Genomic DNA, 15244 nt, shown 5'->3' with positions numbered 1-15244 from the left:
GGAGCCGTCCGGCCTGCCGCGCGGGGAGGCCGGAGGGCCGCTACGGCTTCGGCTCCCGGGGCGCGTACCTCTGGCGCCACTCCGGGACGCGGGCGGCCAGGTGCTCCTCCGGCACCTCGTAGACGGCGCTCAGCCAGGCGAGCGAGTAGCCGTCCCGGAGCTGGCCGAGGATCTGCTCGGCCTTCCATTCCAGGTGGCTGCGGAGGGTGGACATGGTGACTCCTTCACGAGGGGGAGAGGGAGGCGCGGAGCCGGTGCGGCCTCTCACGCGCAGGGGCGCAGGGTTCCGGTCTCGGCCAGCCGTTCCAGGAGCGCTTCGGCGACCACGGCCAGCCGTCGCAGGTGGGCGACGGTCGCGGGGTGGGCGGTGGTCGGCAGGTCGGTGGCGCGCAGTGTGCGGGCCTGCCTGACGAGGCCGTCCACCTGCGGGTCCCGATCGCCGGTGGCCACCGCGACGTTCTCCAGCCGCACGAGGTCGCCGCGTAGCCGCTCGGCCAGCTTCGGGGCCTCGGCGGCCGGCGGGTCCTGGTCGGCGATCACGTCCCCGATGTCGTCCAGGATCGAGTCCAGTGGCCGCAGTCGCCGCAGACGGTCGGCGATCCGCGCGAGGTCGTCCGTGTCGAGGCGCGGTGGCGAGGCGTCGACGGCGAACACGATCATCCGGGCGTCAGCGAGCCGGACGGAACCCCGGCGCCGGACGTTCCGGCCGCCGCCCGTTCCTTCTCGCACCGACTGGCCAAGTGCCGCAGGACGAAGGCGAGATCGCGCATCGCGTGATACGCGGAGTGGACGAGCGCCGCACCGGTGCGGGCCGCCGCCAGCAGGGCCGCCGCTTCCTTCTGCGTCGGTGCGGGCTTGCCGGGGGTGTCGCGGGGAAGCTCGGCCAGGGCCGACTCGATGTGGCCGACGAGCCCGGCGGTCACGGCCTCGATCTGGACACGCGTCGTGGTGCCGAGCTGAAGCGACAGCGCTTTGTCGGCGGCGGCTCGGGCCACGCCGATGTCAAGCGTGACGCGCTCGGGGGTTTCCGGGGTCAAACGTTCGGTATCCGTCATGGGACGCTCCTGACCTGCGGGCATGGGGAGGTGCGCACGTCCAGGTCCCCCCTGTTTCACCGTTGCCCTGTGCGCTGTCATGGCAACTGGTAGTAATCGTGACAGCGGCACCGCTTGCCTGGAAGCGCGACAGTGGAATTCCGCGAGCGCGTTTCTGCGTGACGCGTCGGCTCAAACCGGAGGCTTCGCGCTCGTGGGTGGAGCCTTCTGCTCCTGGGCAGAAAGCTCCTTGCGGTGGCGTGACATTCTCGGTCACACTGGGTGACGCCCACTGGGAGGCGCGTAGATGATCACGGACGTGGAGAGCGCGACACCGGCTCTGTGCCGTCTTCAACTCGGCAGGGAGCTGCGGAAGTTACGCGCTGCCGCAGGACTGACCTCGACTCAGGTCGTCCGCAAGCTGATCTGTAGCCCTTCCAAGCTGACCCGGCTGGAAACGGGCGAGAACGCCGTCGTGGAGACGGCCGATGTGATGGCGCTCTGCGAGATCTACGGCGCGCGCCCGGAGGTCCGCGAACTCCTCATCGGGTACGCGGCGGTGACGAAGACCAGGAAGGACTGGTGGCAGTCGCCCGAGTACCGGCCCGCGATCTCGCCGACCTTCAAGGCGTACTTGGGGTTGGAAGCTACGGCCGAGGCGTTGCAGACGTATCAGGGCGAGTTCGTCCCGGGGCTACTTCAGACCGAGGACTACGTTCGGTCCATCATCCACGAGTTGAGGACCGACGGTCTTCCTGCCGACGAAATCGATCGCCTGGTCGCGGTACGGATGACGCGGCAGGATGTGCTGCGCCGCCCCGAGCAGCCCCTGAGGTTTGCGGCGATCGTCAACGAGTCCGTTCTACGCCGCCAAGTCGGTGGCTCGGCCGTCATGCGCGGCCAGATTGAGCACTTGATCGAGATGGCCAGTCAGTCTGCTGTCCGTGTGCAGGTCGTGCCTTTCAAGGCTGGCGCCCACGCGGGGATGGACGGCGCCTTCACCCTGCTCAGGTACGAAGATGCGTCTCCGATCGTCTACCTGGAGAACTTGGGCGGGGCCTCAGTGGTGCGCAGGCGGGCGGACGTGGCCCAGTACGAGGAGGCGTTCACCGATCTCCAGATACTTGCCGTCGGGCCGCAGGAGTCCCTCGGCATGATCAAGGAAGCAATCAAGGAGTTCTGATGCACACGAACACTCACACCGCTCTGTCGGGTGCCCGCTGGTTCACGTCGAGCTACAGCAACGCCCAGGGTGGCGAGTGCGTCGAGGGTGCTGCATTGCCTGGCGGGCAGATGGCCATCCGTGACACCAAGGACCGCCGGCGCGGTGCGTTCGTTTTCCCGGCGCCTGCCTGGCGTGCCTTCCTCGGTGCGGTGAAGGAGGGCGGCGAGTCCGTCTGATCTGCGGCGACGAGCCGGTCCGGGGGAGCGCCCGGTCCGGTTCGTTCGCATGTCCCGGGGTGTATTAATGGGCGCAATGTGTGGATCTGCGTCTCAGAAGGTGGTCAAAAGCGGGGGTGGTCTGGTCAGGCTGTTAACCCACCCGTAACACTTAGGGTCGAAGTGGGTCGCCGTCCTTCCGCGGGCGGTGGCCCCAGCACTGTGCGAGGCAACGGCGCCGAGCGCACCCACCGGGCGTACCGGTGCGCGCGCCTGCCCGGACGAGGCGGCGCCCGCTCCCTGCGCCCGGCGACCTTGGCCCGGTCCCCGTGACCGGCCCCCGCGCCAGAAGGGACCCCCGGTGACCCGTAACGACACCAAGGACCAGCTCGCCTCGCTCCTCGCCGAGACCGAGCGCCGCAATCCGGCCGAGCCGGAGTTCCACCAGGCCGTCCGGGAGGTGCTGGAGAGCCTGGCCCCGGTGCTGGCGGCCCGGCCCGAGTACGCCGAGCCGGGGCTGGTCGAGCGCCTGGTCGAGCCCGAGCGGCAGATCATCTTCCGGGTGCCGTGGCAGGACGACCGGGGGCGCGTCCACGTCAACCGCGGGTTCCGGATCGAGTTCAACAGCGCGCTCGGCCCGTACAAGGGCGGGCTCCGCTTCCACCCCTCGGTCAACCTCGGCATCGTGAAGTTCCTCGGCTTCGAGCAGATCTTCAAGAACGCGCTGACCGGGCTCGGCATCGGCGGCGGCAAGGGCGGCAGCGACTTCGACCCGCACGGCCGCTCGGACGCCGAGGTGATGCGGTTCTGCCAGTCCTTCATGACCGAGCTGGCGCGCCACATCGGTGAGCACACCGACGTGCCCGCCGGGGACATCGGCGTCGGCGGCCGCGAGATCGGCTACCTCTTCGGCCAGTACCGCCGCATCACCAACCGCTGGGAGGCCGGCGTCCTCACCGGCAAGGGCCCGCTCTGGGGCGGCTCCGCGATCCGGCCCGAGGCCACCGGCTACGGCAACGTCCTGTTCACCGCCGCCATGCTCCGCGAGCGCGGCGAGGAGCTGGAGGGCCAGACCGCCGTCGTCTCCGGCTCCGGCAACGTCGCCCAGTACACCATCGAGAAGCTGACCGCCCTCGGCGCCAACGCCCTGACCTGCTCCGACTCCAGCGGCTACGTGGTGGACGAGAAGGGCGTCGACCTCGAACTCCTCCAGCAGATCAAGGAGGTCGAGCGCGGCCGGGTCTCCGACTACGCCGAGCGGCGCGGCGCCTCCGCCCGCTTCGTCGCCGGCGGCAGCGTCTGGGACGTCCCCGCCGACGTCGCACTCCCCTCCGCCACCCAGAACGAACTCACCGAGGCCGACGCCACCACCCTGATCCGCAACGGCGTCAAGGCCGTCTCCGAGGGCGCCAACATGCCCACCACCCCGGAGGCCGTCCACCTCCTCCAGCAGGCCGGCGTCGCCTTCGGCCCCGGCAAGGCCGCCAACGCCGGCGGGGTCGCCGTCAGCGCCCTGGAGATGAGCCAGAACCACGCCCGCACCACCTGGCCCGCCACCCGCGTCGAGGACGAACTCGCCGCCATCATGACCGCCATCCACGACACCTGCCACGAAACCGCGGAACGCTACGGCGCCCCCGGCGACTACGTCACCGGCGCCAACATCGCCGGCTTCGAGCGGGTGGCGGACGCGATGGTGGGGCAGGGGGTCATCTAGCCACCCGGCCCACCCCGGCCGCCTACGCCCCCTACTGCCCCACCCGCCCGTCCACGCACTCCCGGAGGAGGTCGGCGTGGCCGCAGTGGCGGGCGTACTCGTCGATGCGGTGGACGAGTAGTTCGCGGATGGCGATGTTGTCGGTGCCTACCCGGGTGGAGAGGTCCGGGTAGGCGGACAGGGCGGTGTCGGTGGCCGTCTGTTCGCGTCGCAGGTCGGTGAAGGCGGACGCGACCTCGGCGGGGTCGGCGACGGCGCCGTGGAAGTCGGCGTCGCGCTCGCCGTAGAGCTTGGGGGCGGGGTCGCCCTCGCCGAGCCAGTTGCGCCAGTCGCGCTCGACCTCGGCGAGGTGGCGGACCAGGCCGAGCAGGGACATGGTGGACGGCGGGACCGAGCGGCGGGCCAGCTGTTCGGCGTCGAGGCCGTCGCACTTCATGCGCAGGGTGTGGCGGTAGGAGGTCAGGAAGTCCTGGAGGGTGGCCAACTCGCCTTCGGGGCCGGGGCCTTCGGTGTCGCGCGGGTCGTCGGCGGGGTCGACCCACATGTCGGGGAAGACGGTCGCGCGGGTCCAGCGTGCGGGTTCTTCGGTCATGCGGTCATGGTGGGCCGCACGCGCACGGGGCCGCCACCGAGTTCCGGTGGCGGCCCCGTGCGCGGGGGTGCGGGGATCAGCCGGTGGCCGGGCCGTTCCGGTCGCGGAAGCGGCGGCGCGCTCCGGTGGCGAGGGCGGCCAGCGCGCCCGCCGCCGTCAGGCCGACGGCCAGCGCGAGCAGCTCCGTGGCGCCGGGTCCGCCGGTGTCGGGCAGCTCACCGCCGGGGCCGGGGCCGGGGCCGGGGCCGGGGCCGGGGCCGTGGGTGTGCGTGGGGCTGGGGGTGGGGTTCGGCGTGGGTGAGGGGGACGGGCCGGGGCCCTCGCGGTCGGTGTTGGTGACGGTGCAGGTGGCCCGCTGCCCTGCGGCCAGGGTCACCTCGTCCTCGTCGGTGACGGGGATCGGCCCGTTCTCGCCGACGCAGCTCCACCCGGAGGCGTCGTAGCCCTCGGGGCCGTCGCTCTCGGCGAGCTGGTACGTCCCGGGTGCGACCTCGCCCACGGCGCCGCCGGGGCCGCCGAGCTGGTCGGGGCCGGTGGCGGTGAGCTGCCAGTCGGACGGGGTGGCGGTGCCGCCGTGCCGGTTGACGACCTTCTTGACCAGGCGCAGCCGGGCGGAGTCCTCCTCCTCGTCGCAGGTCACCGTGTTGGTGACGGTGAGGCGGGTGTGTTCGCGGTCCAGGGTGGCGCGGAAGGGGAGGTCACCGGTGGCGGGGTCGCCGTTGGCCTCGGTGACCTGGCTGTCGGTGAGTTCGCAGCGGTCGGGGAGGGTGGTCTCCTCGTCGACGGTGGCGGTGTCGCCCGGGGCGTAGCCGGTGCGGGGGGTGCCCCAGGGCTGCGGGGTGGCGGCGGCGCCGTCCGGGCCGGTGAGGGTCAGGGTGGCCTCGTAGCCGTCGGGCTGGTCGCCCTCGGCGTACGGGGTGCCGTCGATGGTCCAGCGCTTGTCGACGGTGAGGTCGACCTCGTCGGGGCGGCAGGTCAGGGTGTTGGTGACGGTCAGCTCGGTGTGCTCGCGGGTGAGCCGGGCCTCGAAGGGGAGCTCGTCGGTGGCCGGGTCGCCGTTGATCTCTGTGACCTCGCGGGAGACGAGCCGGCAGCCGGGGCCGGGGGTGACCTCCTCGTCGACGGTGGCGGTGTCGCCCAGTTGGTAACCGGCACGGGTGGTGCCCCAGGGCTGCGGGGTGGCTCCGGCGCCGCCCGGACCGGTGAGGGTGAGGGTGGCTTCGTTGCCGTCGGGCTGGTCGCCCTCGTCGTATGTCGTGCCGTCGATGGTCCAGCGCTTGTCGACGGTCAGGTCGGCCAGTTCGTCCTGGGAGGGGTCGGGGCGGTTGTAGACGGTGCAGGAGACGCCGCCCTGGCGGGCCAGGTCCACGGTGAAGCCGGTGGGGCCGGAGTTGGTCACGGGGACGGAGGCGCCGTCGTCCAGGTTGACGCAGACGGCGTTGGCGCCGCCCCGGGTGACCAGGGTGTGGTTGGGCTGCTGGGTCTCCTCGACGGTGACCGGGGCCTCGCCGGTGGTGGGCGGGAACTCGGGCTCGAAGGTGACGCCGCCGGTGCCGTCGTCGTCGGTGGCGCGGGTGTCGGGGAGCCCGCCGAGCGGCTCGGTCGAGGAGGCGGTGAACTCCCAGCCGGGGCCCGCGTTCCGCGAACCGGACACGTCCTCACCGGTGTTGGACTCCGGCACGATCTGCTTGATCACCGAGACGGTGCCCGCGCAGTTGCTGAGGGCCAGTTGGTTGAGGGCGGCGCCGGCGGCGGTGAAGTCGGTGGTCTGGTAGTAGTTGGCGGTCTCCGGGTTGTCGCCCGTGAAGGCTTCCGGGCCGGAGATGGCGCGCAGGTTGAGCCCGGAGACGCCCTCGACGCCCCGCCCGACGCCGACCGCGACCACCCGGGTGCCCTGGGCCTTCACCGCGTTGGCGGCGAAGATGCCGCCCTCGGTGTCGGCGAAGTGGGTCCGCGAGCCGTCGCCCTTGATGGGCTTGCTGAACCGGGTCGGGTTGCCGTCGGTCAGGACCACGGTCAGGTCGTACCGGGTCGGGGCCTTGGCGACCGCGTACAGCCCCTGGTCCCAGTTGGTGCCCGACCCCAGGTCCCAGTCCGCGTACAGGCTCTTGAAGGCGTCCGCGCCGGCCTGGGTGGAGACGGAGGTGGGCTCGGGGTGGTTCTCGGTGCCGGTGCTGGGGGAGTTCCGGTCGAAGGAGAAGAGCGAGAGCCGCGAGGGGGTCCCGGCCAGCGCGTCCGTGAACTGGTCCGCCGCGTCCTTGAGTTGGGGCAGCGCGCTGCCGACGGAGGCGGAGAGGTCCAGGACCAGGGCGACGTCGATCCCGCAGGCGCCGTTCAGCGGCGGGTTGTTCCTGGACTGCTGCCAGATCCCGGTGGAGGCGGTGAAGGGGGACTCCCGGTACTCCGTGCTGTACATGAAGTCGCTGGTGGAGGAGTACGTCTGGCCGCCCTCCAGCTCCGGCGTGGGGAAGGCGTACGCGGGGGAGAGCGAGCCGGAGCCGCTGCCCGGGCCGGTGCGCAGCTCGGGGTTGGTGTACCAGCCGGACGGGGCCGCGATCTGGCGGACGGTGTAGACGGCGCCCTCGTTCGGGCCGCCCGGCCCGGTGCCGGGGACGGTGAACGAGCAGTCGCCGTCGGTGTCGGAGACGCAGACACCCCAGTCGGGGTCGACGGGCTCGGTGGCTCCCTCGTCGGCGAAGAGGCCGAGGGTGACACCGGCGAGCGGCCCGACCTCGGCGTCGGCGGTCCGGTCCCCGCCGGTGCGCACGGTCACCACGGAGGTGGTGGCGGTGGGCGGGGGAACCTCGGCGACGGCCGCGCGGGCGGCGGGTCCGGAGGTCGCCGCGGGCGCGAGGCCCGTGGTGCAGAGCAGGGCCGTCAGTGCGACCAGGGCGCGTACGGCCACGGCGGCCCGTCGCCGGTGGGGTGGTGCCATGTGTCTTCGCCTGTTCCCCTCAGGCCCGCCTCCGCGGGGCGGACGGGCCGGTCGTCTCTCGGTGGCCCGCCGGTCGGGCGCACCCAGAAGAGCAGGTCATATGACCGGGTGTGGGGGATTCCTCCGTACGGGGGCGCGGCGGGCGCGGGACGGCGAGGTCTCGCCTACGCGGTGAGCTGACGCCCCGTCTGCTGTCCAACTCCCTGGCCGGAGAGGGCGATCCGGCCGCCGCTGATCGTCATGGCTCCTCGGTGCGTCCGCCGTCCTCCCGCCCGAACAGCAGCCCCGCGATCTCGCGGAAGGCGTCCTCGGCGGCGCGGCCCTCCAGTGCGTCGTCGAGGTTGTCGCTGAGCAGGAGGGAGGCGAAGCCGTGCGCCAACGACCAGGCGGCGACCCCGGCGAGGCGGGGCTGCGTCGCACCGGCGCCCGGCGCTCCGGCGACGCCCGCGCGCAGCGCCTCGCCGGCCGTGGCGGTGGCGGCGCGCAGGGCGGGGTCCTCGGTGCGGAGCAGGGCGGGCTGGAACATGACCTGGAAGTGGGCCGGGTGCTCGCGGGCGAACCGGACGTAGGCCACCCCGCGTTCGCGCAGGTCGGGGGCGGCCTGGAGGGCGGCGGCGAAGAGCGCCCACCCTTCGGCGGCGAAGGCGGTGAGCAGTCCTGTCCGGTCCTTGAAGTGGTGCGCGGGGGCGGCGTGCGAGACCCCGGCCCGGCGGGCGAGGTCGCGCAGGGAGAGCGCCTGCGGCCCCTCGGCCCTGATCACCTCCTCGGCGGCGGCGAGCACGGCCCGCCGCAGATCGCCGTGGTGGTAGGTGCGCTCACCCTGCTCGCTGGTCATGGCAGCAGCCTACGCGGGATCTAGTCATTGACAAGTTGGCGGGCGAGGCGCACGCTGGGGCTCGCATCTAGTCGCTGACTAGATGGCCCATGTATGCGGCCGGGCTAAGGACCGGCGGCGGGCGCGACGGCACGGACGTAAAGGGTGGGGACGGCATGACGGACGGGACGCACAGGGACACCGACACCGGCACCGACGCGGGCACTGACACGGGGGCGGGCGAGCGGGCGGCCGCGCGGCGGATGTGGCACCTCCTGGAACCGGTGCACGCGGTGGTCTACTACGCCCCCGAGGCGTACGAGGAGGCGGCGGCCCTCGGGTACGGCACGGCCGAGCGCTGGCCCGCCTACTTCGCCTGGCGGGCCGCCCCGCTCGGCCCGGCCGGCGCGGAGGAGACCACCGCCGCCTTCCACAGCTTCAGCCCGGACATGGTCGCCCGGTACGTGCCGGAGAGCTGGCGGATCGCGGCCCCGGACGCCGTCCTGGCGGCCCGGACCAGGGCGGTCACCCGGACGTACGCCGCCCTCCTCGGCCCCGGGGCCGACACCCCAGGCGTCCCGGAGGCGGCCACCCTGGCCCGCCGGGTCGCCGGGGCGGCCGTCCCGGCGGGCCCCCTGAGCGCGGCCAACGCGGCGCTGCCCTGGCCCGGGGAACCCGCCGCCGCCCTGTGGCAGGCGGCCACCGTGATCCGCGAGCACCGGGGCGACGGCCACCTCCGCGCCCTGCGCGAGGCCGGCCTCGACCCCGTCGAATCCCTGGTCTCCTTCGCCGCGATCGGCGCGGCCCCGCCCGAGGTCTTCGCCAGCCGGGGCTGGACCCCCACCGCGTGGGAGGCGGCCCGCTCCCGGCTGGCCGCCCGGGGCCTGGTCGACGCGGCCAGCGCGGCCACCGAGGCGGGCCGGGAGCTGCGAGCACAGGTGGAGCGCCGCACCGACGAACTGGCGGCGGAGCCCTGGCGGGTGCTCTCCGACGACGAGCGGGAACACCTCGCCAAGACCCTGGAGCCGTTCTGGGTCGCGGCGATCGGGTCGGGGCTGCTGCCCGGGGTCAACACCTTGGGGATCGGCAAGGTGTGACGGGCACGCCCGGCGTCCGCACCCGGAGGATGCATAGGCCCCGCGATGCGCGCCCCCGCGCTCACTCCCCGGCGGTCATCTCCGCCAGCCTCACCACCGTGTTCCAGTTCCGGCTGGTCGCCGGGCCCGCCGTCTTCGGGATCGCCCGGGTCAGGGGGTCGGACAGCCGGGAGCGGCCCAGGCCGTTCGGGGTGTGGAGGTAGACGGCGCGGTCGCCCGGCCGGAAGTCCTCGGGGTGGAAGGCGGCGGGGTCGAGTCCGGACAGGTCGGCCGGGGTGACGGTGCGGGAGAGGTAGAGGACGTGGAGCTGCTTGGGCTCCAGGTCGGCGGCCGGGAACGGGCAGGCGTCGACGACCGCCTGGAGGTAGGCGTGGTCCCGGACGAGGACGCCGACCTCGAAGCCGTACCGGTCGCGCAGGGCGTCCGCGATCCCGGTGGCGAGGGCGTCCGGGTCGGCCCGGGGGCTGGTGAAGACGGCGTTGCCGCTCTGGAGGTAGGTGCGCGCATCGCCGTGGCCCAGTTCGGTGAGGAGGGTGCGCAACTCGGCCATGGGGACCTTCTTGTGGCCGCCGACGTTGATGCCGCGCAGCAGGGCCGCGTACCGCTGGGAGGTCGTCATGGGGCCAGCCTAGGAACGGGTACCGGCGGGGCGCCCGCACCGCGTGCCGGGTACCGGCCGCCGGAGTGACTACCCCGTCCGCGCCCCGGCCCCACCTGGCCGCCTCCCGCGCCACCCGAGCGGCCGAAGACCTCGGGGGCCCCGGGCGGGAAGGCGTACGGGATGCGGCCTCTCTCCGACTTCCGACCCGTGGCGGCACTCAACCGGTGGCGCAACGACCCGACCGTCATGCAGACGGTCCGGTCCGCCGCCGCCGCGACCTTCGCCTACGCGGCGGCGGTCTGGCTGCTGGGCAACAAGCCGCCGCCGCTGCTCGCGCCGCTGACCGCGCTGCTCATCGTCCAGGTCACCCTCTTCGCCACCCTCACCAGCGGATTCCGCCGGATCATCGCGGTGGTGGCGGGCGTGCTGATCGCGGTCGGGTTCAGCTCGCTGGTGGGGCTGAACTGGTGGAGCCTCGGCATCCTCATCATCACGGCCCTGGCGCTGGGCCACCTCGTACGGGTCGAGGAGTTCGTCCGCGAGGTGGCGATCTCCGCCATGCTCGTCCTCGGCGTCTCGCACGCCACCGACCTGGCCCTCTCCCGGGTCCTTGAGACGCTGGTCGGTGCCGGCGTCGGCCTGCTCTTCAACTTCGTCTTCGTGCCGCCGGTCTGGGTCTCCTCGGCGAGCGAGTCCATCGAGGACCTGGCCTCGCGGATGAAGGACCTGCTCACCGACATCGGCGACGAGGTGGCCGGCCACACCCCGGTCGAGCGCGCCGCCGCCCGGCTCCACGAGGCGCGCGACCTGAACCACGACATCGCCGAGGTCGACGAGTCGCTCGACCGCGCGGTGGACAGCCTCCGCTTCAACCCGCGCGTCCGCGAGGGCCTGCTCTCCCGCGTCGTCCTCCGCACCGGCCTGGACACCCTGGAGATCATCGCCGTGGTGCTGCGGGTCACCGCCCGCACCCTCACCGACCTGGCCCGTGAACGCACCGACGAACCCCTCTTCCCCGAGGAGACGGCCACCGCCCTCCAGGACGTCTTCATCAACATGGCCGGGGCCATCGACAGCTTCGCCGTCCTCATCACCGCCCAGGTCAGCAAGGACGCCGACGAGGCCGAGACCTTCCTGCTCACCGAGTTGTCGGCGGCCCGCACCAGCCGCGAGCACGTCGCCACCCTGCTCCTCGAACACGTCCAGGAACATCCCCGCCAGTGGCAGCTGCACGGCGCCCTGCTCACCGACATCGACCGCGTCCTCGACGAACTCGACGTCGAGAAGCGCTCGATGCGCCTCGCCGAGGAACTCGACCGCTCCGCCCGCCGCCAGCGCGAGCGGTACCCCCGGCTGGCCCGCGTCCAGCGCCGGATCGAGAAGGGGCGGCGCCGGGTCCGGCGCCGGGCCGGCGAGCTGTTGCGGCGGCGGAAGACCGGGTGAGGCGTGCCCGGGGGCTCAGGGGCCGCCCGGGCCCTGCTCGGTCTCGGCGAACCCGTCCACCAGCCGCCCCAGCACCCGGAGGCAGGCGTCGATCTCGGCGTCGGTGAGACCGCCGGGAAGCTCCGCCAGCATGGCCTTCTCGCGGGTGGTGATGGCCTCGATGGTGGCGCGGCCGGCGGGGGTGAGGCGGATCAGGGGGGAGCGCTGGTGGGCCGGGTTCGGGGTGGTGGTGACCCAGTCGCGGGCGGCGGCCTCGTTGGTCATGCGCTGGACGAACTGGCGGCTGACGGACTGGAGCCGGCCCAGTTGCGGCACGGTCAGGTCGCCGTGGGTGTGCAGCAGGTCCAGGACGGCGCGGACGCCGGCCGTGACGCCCCGGGCGGCGTTGTCCTGCTCGATCTTGCGCTGCACCCGCCGGTACAACGGCCCGACCAGCGCGAACACCTCCATGAGGCGGTCGGCGAGCCGCTCGGGCGGCAGGGGGTCGGCGGGTGCGGGGCGGGGGGTGTCGGTCACCCGGCCATGGTGGCACCGGCGGCCCGTCCACAGGCATTCCACGGGTGCTCCGCCGCCCCCCTCCCCTCCCATCATGACAACCCAGTTGTCAAAATCACCCCATCATGACACCTTGGTTGTCATGACGCGACCCACGCCGTACGACGGCTCCCCCGCGCTCTTCCCCTCCGGCGACGGCGACCTCGCTCACCTCGACACCGGGCCCCCGCCGACCGGCACCGACCCCGCCGCCCCCGCCCTCGTCCTCCTCCACCCGGGCTGGACCGACCACACCCTGTGGAGCGAGGTCGTGCCGCCGCTCGCCGCGCGCCACCGCGTCATCGCCCCGGACGCACGCGGCCACGGCGCCTCCGCCAACGCCTCGCGCCCCTTCCGCCAGTGCGACGACCTCGCCGCCCTCCTCCACCACCTCGGCACCGGCCCCGCCGTCCTGATCGGCTGCTCCATGGGCGCCGACCTGGCCGTCGCCACCGCCCTGGAACACCCGGACCTGGTCCGCGCCCTCGTCCTCAGCGGCGGCGGAACCGGCCAGAACACCGAGCTGCGCACCCCGTGGGCGGTGGAGAACGCCGCCCGGCAGCAGGCGTCCCTCGCCGCCGGGGACCTGCCCGGCTGGGCCGAACACTTCGCCCACGGCGCCGTCGGCCCCCAGCGCCAACCCGGCGACGTACCCACCGACTTGCTGGACCGCATCCGCACCGCCGGCCTGCGCACGCTCGCCAAGCACACCCCGGACGAGCCCGACCACCACCTCCCCGTGCCCGGCCTGGCCGCCCGCGCCGCCGGCCTCACCGTGCCCGTCCTCGCGGTCAACGGCGCCCTCGACGCTCCCGAACTGGCCGCCCACGCCCGCCACGTGGCCGATTCCGCCCCCTGGGGCCGCACCGTCACCCTCCCGGACGCCGGGCACTTCGCGCCGATGGAGCGGCCGGGGGAGTTCGTGGAGGCGGTGGAGGAGTTCCTGCGGGAGGCCGAGGGCGGCCGGGGGCGCTGACACCCCGGGCACGCCGTCGGCCCGACCGGGCCACCGGCACCGGCACCGGCACCGGCACCGGCACTGTCATCGCGGGGCCGGGCCCGGTTCGTACGGCAGGCCCACCAGGGCGGCCGCTCGTGCGCTGGGGTCCGGTTCCGGGCCGAGCCATTCGCAGATCAGGACGGTGGCGTCGTCCTGGAGGCGGCCGTCGTGGTGGTCCAGGAGGGCGCGGACCAGGCGGCGCAGGGTCTCCGGCACGGGGAGGCCGTCCGCGTGGTGGCGGACGAGGAAGTCGGTGAAGCGGGTGAGGCCGAACTCCTGGTCGTCGGCGCCGCGTGCCTCGGTGACGCCGTCGGTGTAGAGGACGATCCGGTCGCCGGGCTCCAGCTGGTCCTGGCAGAGGGTGACGGGCAGCGCGAGGTCCGTCCCCATCGGCGGCCCCGGCGGGCACGCCAGGTGGGTGCTCCAGCGGCTGCCCCGGATGATCACCGGGGTGTGGTGGCCACGGTTGGCCCAGGTCAACACGCCGGTACGGGTGTTGAGTTCGGCCAGCAGCCCGGTGACGTACCGGCCGTGCCCGAACTGCTCGACCAGGACCTCCTCGATCCGTGCCGCGGTCTCGACCGGCCCCGCCCCCTGCCGCCGCGCGTTGCGGCTCGCCCCGATGGCCAGGTGGGCGGTCAGCCCGGCGGCGGTGTCGTGCCCCATCGCGTCGAAGATGGCCAGGTGCACGGTGTGCGCGTTCCTGGCGGCGGTGGCGTAGTCGTAGGCGTCACTGCTGATCGTGTACGCGGGCTCCATCGCCGCCGAGATCACCACGCGGCCGTCGGCGTAGGTGCGCGGGGCCATCTGGGCCCACTGCATCTCGGCGGCGATGTTCATCGGCCGGACGCGTGTCAGGCGGGCGTGCGCGTCGCTGATCCCCTGTTTGCTCTCGATGATCAGGGCGATCACCGAGGCCAGCAGGTTCATGTACTGCTCGGTTTGCTCGTGCTCGTGTCCCTGCTGGCCGCCCTCGTGCTCGTCGTCGCCCTCGCCCTCGTCCGCCGTGGTGATCCGCAGGACGCCGAGGCGTTCGGTGCCGTCCAGCAGCGGGACCCACCAGTGGTGCTCCCCGGAGCCGGTGGGGGCGCCGGCGGTGATCGTCCCGTACTGGTAGGCGCGGCCCGCCACGCTGCCGTCGACCGGCAGTTCCGCCTCGTACGCGGCGTCGCCGTCACGGCCGCCGGTGAGCGGGCGGAGCACTTCGCGCTGGAGGTCGGCGAGGTAGATCAGCACCTGGGTGAACCCGACCTGCGCCGCGTGCTCGGAAGCCTTGGCCGGCAACAGCTCCAGCGCCAGCAGATGGCTGTCCGCGAGCAGGCCCGCCAGCATCCGCCAGCCGCCCGCCTCCCGGTCCTGCCCGCTCTCCACTCGCGTACCCGCCTCGTCGAGGTCGGCCCGCTGCCCCGCGCGGCGCGCCCTGGTCGTCGTCCCACCTTGACGCGGTCCGGCGTGTGCTGCATCCGCAGAGGGGGCGGCGCTCGCCGTGGCGGCCTAACCCCGCCCCCGCGCCCCCAGCGCCTCCAGCCCCACCGCGAACACCCCCGCCTCGAACTGCGCCGCCAGCGCCGCCCCGTCCCCCTCGGCCGGCCGGAAGGTGGCCGTCCAGGTGACCGAGCAGCGGGAGTCGCCCTCGGGGCGGACCTCCATGCGGGCGCGGTAGTCGGTGAGCGGGAAGGGATGGGCGACGAAGCCGTACTCCAGGGTCATGAGGGTGTCGTCGACGGAGTGGAGGGCCTCGGTGAGCCGGATGCCGTCCGTGGTGACCAGGTCGCGGACGCGCGGGTTGCCGGGGTGGGCGGTGCTGGAGGCGATCCCGGGGTGCCAGGCGGCGAGGGCGGGGAAGTCGCGGACCTCGCGCCAGACGGCGTCGGCCGCGCGGTCCATGACCCGGTGGGCCCTGGCCTCGGCGTACCGCTGCGGCTGCCGCTGCGAGTGCTGCGGCGCCTGTGGTTCCCGTCGCTGACCCGGGAGGACGGGCTGGGCCTGCTGGAGGTCCCGTCCCGGCTGGGGGTTCTGGCGCTGGGGGTCGTTCGGCACGGGCTCTCCCGGAGGGCGGTGAGGTACGGGGTGACGCGTCCCGCCTGTCTAGCGGGG

The 15244-nt window shown here is 73.6% G+C and carries 16 protein-coding genes; 6 read left to right on the top strand and 10 right to left on the bottom strand.

Translation table 11 applies throughout. From position 1 onward, the window contains the following. Positions 1–40 precede the first annotated feature (40 nt). From IF45_RS33260 to IF45_RS0110455, 3 genes are read right to left on the bottom strand one after another with little or no spacing between them, the layout of a single operon-like run. Entirely contained in the window at positions 41–214 is a 174-nt protein-coding gene (locus IF45_RS33260; protein WP_008409005.1) for a hypothetical protein, read from the bottom strand. Between the two features lie 50 nt (positions 215–264). Then, on the bottom strand, positions 265–660 hold the full coding sequence (locus tag IF45_RS0110460; protein ID WP_030306944.1) for a DUF6415 family natural product biosynthesis protein: 396 nt from the start codon (positions 658–660) through the stop codon (positions 265–267). Beyond that, positions 657–1055, bottom strand: coding sequence for a hypothetical protein (locus IF45_RS0110455; RefSeq protein ID WP_030306942.1), 399 nt, complete (start codon positions 1053–1055; stop codon positions 657–659). The genes IF45_RS0110460 and IF45_RS0110455 overlap by 4 nt, the downstream gene beginning before the upstream one ends. Before the next feature lie 286 nt (positions 1056–1341). Between IF45_RS0110455 and IF45_RS0110450 the strand changes: the two genes are divergently transcribed. The 3 genes from IF45_RS0110450 to gdhA all read left to right on the top strand — a co-directional run bounded on the left by IF45_RS0110450 (position 1342) and on the right by gdhA (position 4131). Beyond that, complete coding sequence (locus IF45_RS0110450; RefSeq protein ID WP_015507612.1) at positions 1342–2217, top strand: helix-turn-helix domain-containing protein; 876 nt, start codon at positions 1342–1344, stop codon at positions 2215–2217. Further along, positions 2217–2435: a DUF397 domain-containing protein gene (locus tag IF45_RS0110445; RefSeq protein WP_003949117.1), complete on the top strand. Its 219-nt coding sequence runs from the start codon at positions 2217–2219 to the stop codon at positions 2433–2435. The genes IF45_RS0110450 and IF45_RS0110445 overlap by 1 nt, the downstream gene beginning before the upstream one ends. A gap of 340 nt (positions 2436–2775) precedes the next feature. Beyond that, complete coding sequence (gene gdhA / locus IF45_RS0110440; protein WP_018470110.1) at positions 2776–4131, top strand: NADP-specific glutamate dehydrogenase; 1356 nt, start codon at positions 2776–2778, stop codon at positions 4129–4131. Between the two features lie 31 nt (positions 4132–4162). Here the strand turns inward: gdhA and IF45_RS0110435 are convergent, their stop codons facing one another. The 3 genes from IF45_RS0110435 to IF45_RS0110425 all read right to left on the bottom strand — a co-directional run bounded on the left by IF45_RS0110435 (position 4163) and on the right by IF45_RS0110425 (position 8493). Continuing rightward, positions 4163–4723, bottom strand: coding sequence for a DinB family protein (locus tag IF45_RS0110435; protein ID WP_030306940.1), 561 nt, complete (start codon positions 4721–4723; stop codon positions 4163–4165). A gap of 76 nt (positions 4724–4799) precedes the next feature. After that, the gene (locus tag IF45_RS34255) at positions 4800–7658 is read right to left on the bottom strand and encodes a prealbumin-like fold domain-containing protein (RefSeq protein ID WP_277992514.1); all 2859 of its coding nucleotides are present in this window, start codon (positions 7656–7658) and stop codon (positions 4800–4802) included. A 238-nt stretch (positions 7659–7896) separates the two neighbouring features. After that, on the bottom strand, positions 7897–8493 hold the full coding sequence (locus IF45_RS0110425; RefSeq protein ID WP_030306937.1) for a TetR/AcrR family transcriptional regulator: 597 nt from the start codon (positions 8491–8493) through the stop codon (positions 7897–7899). 242 nt (positions 8494–8735) lie between these two features. Here IF45_RS0110425 and IF45_RS0110420 point away from each other — a divergent pair, with 242 nt between their 5' ends. Then, positions 8736–9569 (top strand): SCO6745 family protein, encoded by an 834-nt coding sequence (locus tag IF45_RS0110420; RefSeq protein WP_030306935.1) that lies wholly within the window; start codon positions 8736–8738, stop codon positions 9567–9569. Positions 9570–9630: 61 nt separating this feature from the next. Here IF45_RS0110420 and IF45_RS0110415 read toward each other — a convergent pair whose 3' ends face one another. Beyond that, positions 9631–10188: a DUF1697 domain-containing protein gene (locus tag IF45_RS0110415; protein ID WP_030306934.1), complete on the bottom strand. Its 558-nt coding sequence runs from the start codon at positions 10186–10188 to the stop codon at positions 9631–9633. A gap of 162 nt (positions 10189–10350) precedes the next feature. Here IF45_RS0110415 and IF45_RS0110410 point away from each other — a divergent pair, with 162 nt between their 5' ends. Continuing rightward, positions 10351–11613 (top strand): FUSC family protein, encoded by a 1263-nt coding sequence (locus tag IF45_RS0110410; RefSeq protein WP_008409028.1) that lies wholly within the window; start codon positions 10351–10353, stop codon positions 11611–11613. A 15-nt stretch (positions 11614–11628) separates the two neighbouring features. Here the strand turns inward: IF45_RS0110410 and IF45_RS0110405 are convergent, their stop codons facing one another. Continuing rightward, positions 11629–12129 (bottom strand): MarR family winged helix-turn-helix transcriptional regulator, encoded by a 501-nt coding sequence (locus IF45_RS0110405; protein WP_010644872.1) that lies wholly within the window; start codon positions 12127–12129, stop codon positions 11629–11631. A 121-nt stretch (positions 12130–12250) separates the two neighbouring features. Between IF45_RS0110405 and IF45_RS0110400 the strand changes: the two genes are divergently transcribed. After that, a complete protein-coding gene (locus tag IF45_RS0110400) occupies positions 12251–13123 on the top strand; it encodes an alpha/beta fold hydrolase (RefSeq protein WP_003949108.1) in 873 nt (290 codons plus the stop codon). Between the two features lie 66 nt (positions 13124–13189). On the opposite strand, the gene IF45_RS0110395 is transcribed toward IF45_RS0110400, so the two are convergent. Next, positions 13190–14518: a PP2C family protein-serine/threonine phosphatase gene (locus tag IF45_RS0110395; RefSeq protein ID WP_008409030.1), complete on the bottom strand. Its 1329-nt coding sequence runs from the start codon at positions 14516–14518 to the stop codon at positions 13190–13192. 123 nt (positions 14519–14641) lie between these two features. After that, entirely contained in the window at positions 14642–15187 is a 546-nt protein-coding gene (locus IF45_RS0110390; protein WP_030306931.1) for an SRPBCC family protein, read from the bottom strand. Positions 15188–15244: the final 57 nt, after the last annotated feature.

Source organism: Streptomyces albidoflavus (assembly GCF_000719955.1).
GTDB lineage: Bacteria > Actinomycetota > Actinomycetes > Streptomycetales > Streptomycetaceae > Streptomyces > Streptomyces albidoflavus.
Note: the sequence above shows the minus strand (reverse complement) of the source record. Positions and strands in the feature narration are given on the sequence as shown.

Bases quoted from the DNA above. Each gene is read 5' to 3' on its own strand.
- IF45_RS33260 (WP_008409005.1), bottom strand. From the start codon at position 214: ATGTCCACCCTCCGCAGCCACCTGGAATGGAAGGCCGAGCAGATCCTC.
- IF45_RS0110460 (WP_030306944.1), bottom strand. From the start codon at position 660: ATGATCGTGTTCGCCGTCGACGCCTCGCCACCGCGCCTCGACACGGAC.
- IF45_RS0110455 (WP_030306942.1), bottom strand. From the start codon at position 1,055: ATGACGGATACCGAACGTTTGACCCCGGAAACCCCCGAGCGCGTCACG.
- IF45_RS0110450 (WP_015507612.1), top strand. From the start codon at position 1,342: ATGATCACGGACGTGGAGAGCGCGACACCGGCTCTGTGCCGTCTTCAA.
- IF45_RS0110445 (WP_003949117.1), top strand. From the start codon at position 2,217: ATGCACACGAACACTCACACCGCTCTGTCGGGTGCCCGCTGGTTCACG.
- IF45_RS0110435 (WP_030306940.1), bottom strand. From the start codon at position 4,723: ATGACCGAAGAACCCGCACGCTGGACCCGCGCGACCGTCTTCCCCGAC.
- IF45_RS34255 (WP_277992514.1), bottom strand. From the start codon at position 7,658: ATGGCACCACCCCACCGGCGACGGGCCGCCGTGGCCGTACGCGCCCTG.
- IF45_RS0110425 (WP_030306937.1), bottom strand. From the start codon at position 8,493: ATGACCAGCGAGCAGGGTGAGCGCACCTACCACCACGGCGATCTGCGG.
- IF45_RS0110420 (WP_030306935.1), top strand. From the start codon at position 8,736: ATGTGGCACCTCCTGGAACCGGTGCACGCGGTGGTCTACTACGCCCCC.
- IF45_RS0110415 (WP_030306934.1), bottom strand. From the start codon at position 10,188: ATGACGACCTCCCAGCGGTACGCGGCCCTGCTGCGCGGCATCAACGTC.
- IF45_RS0110410 (WP_008409028.1), top strand. From the start codon at position 10,351: ATGCGGCCTCTCTCCGACTTCCGACCCGTGGCGGCACTCAACCGGTGG.
- IF45_RS0110400 (WP_003949108.1), top strand. From the start codon at position 12,251: ATGACGCGACCCACGCCGTACGACGGCTCCCCCGCGCTCTTCCCCTCC.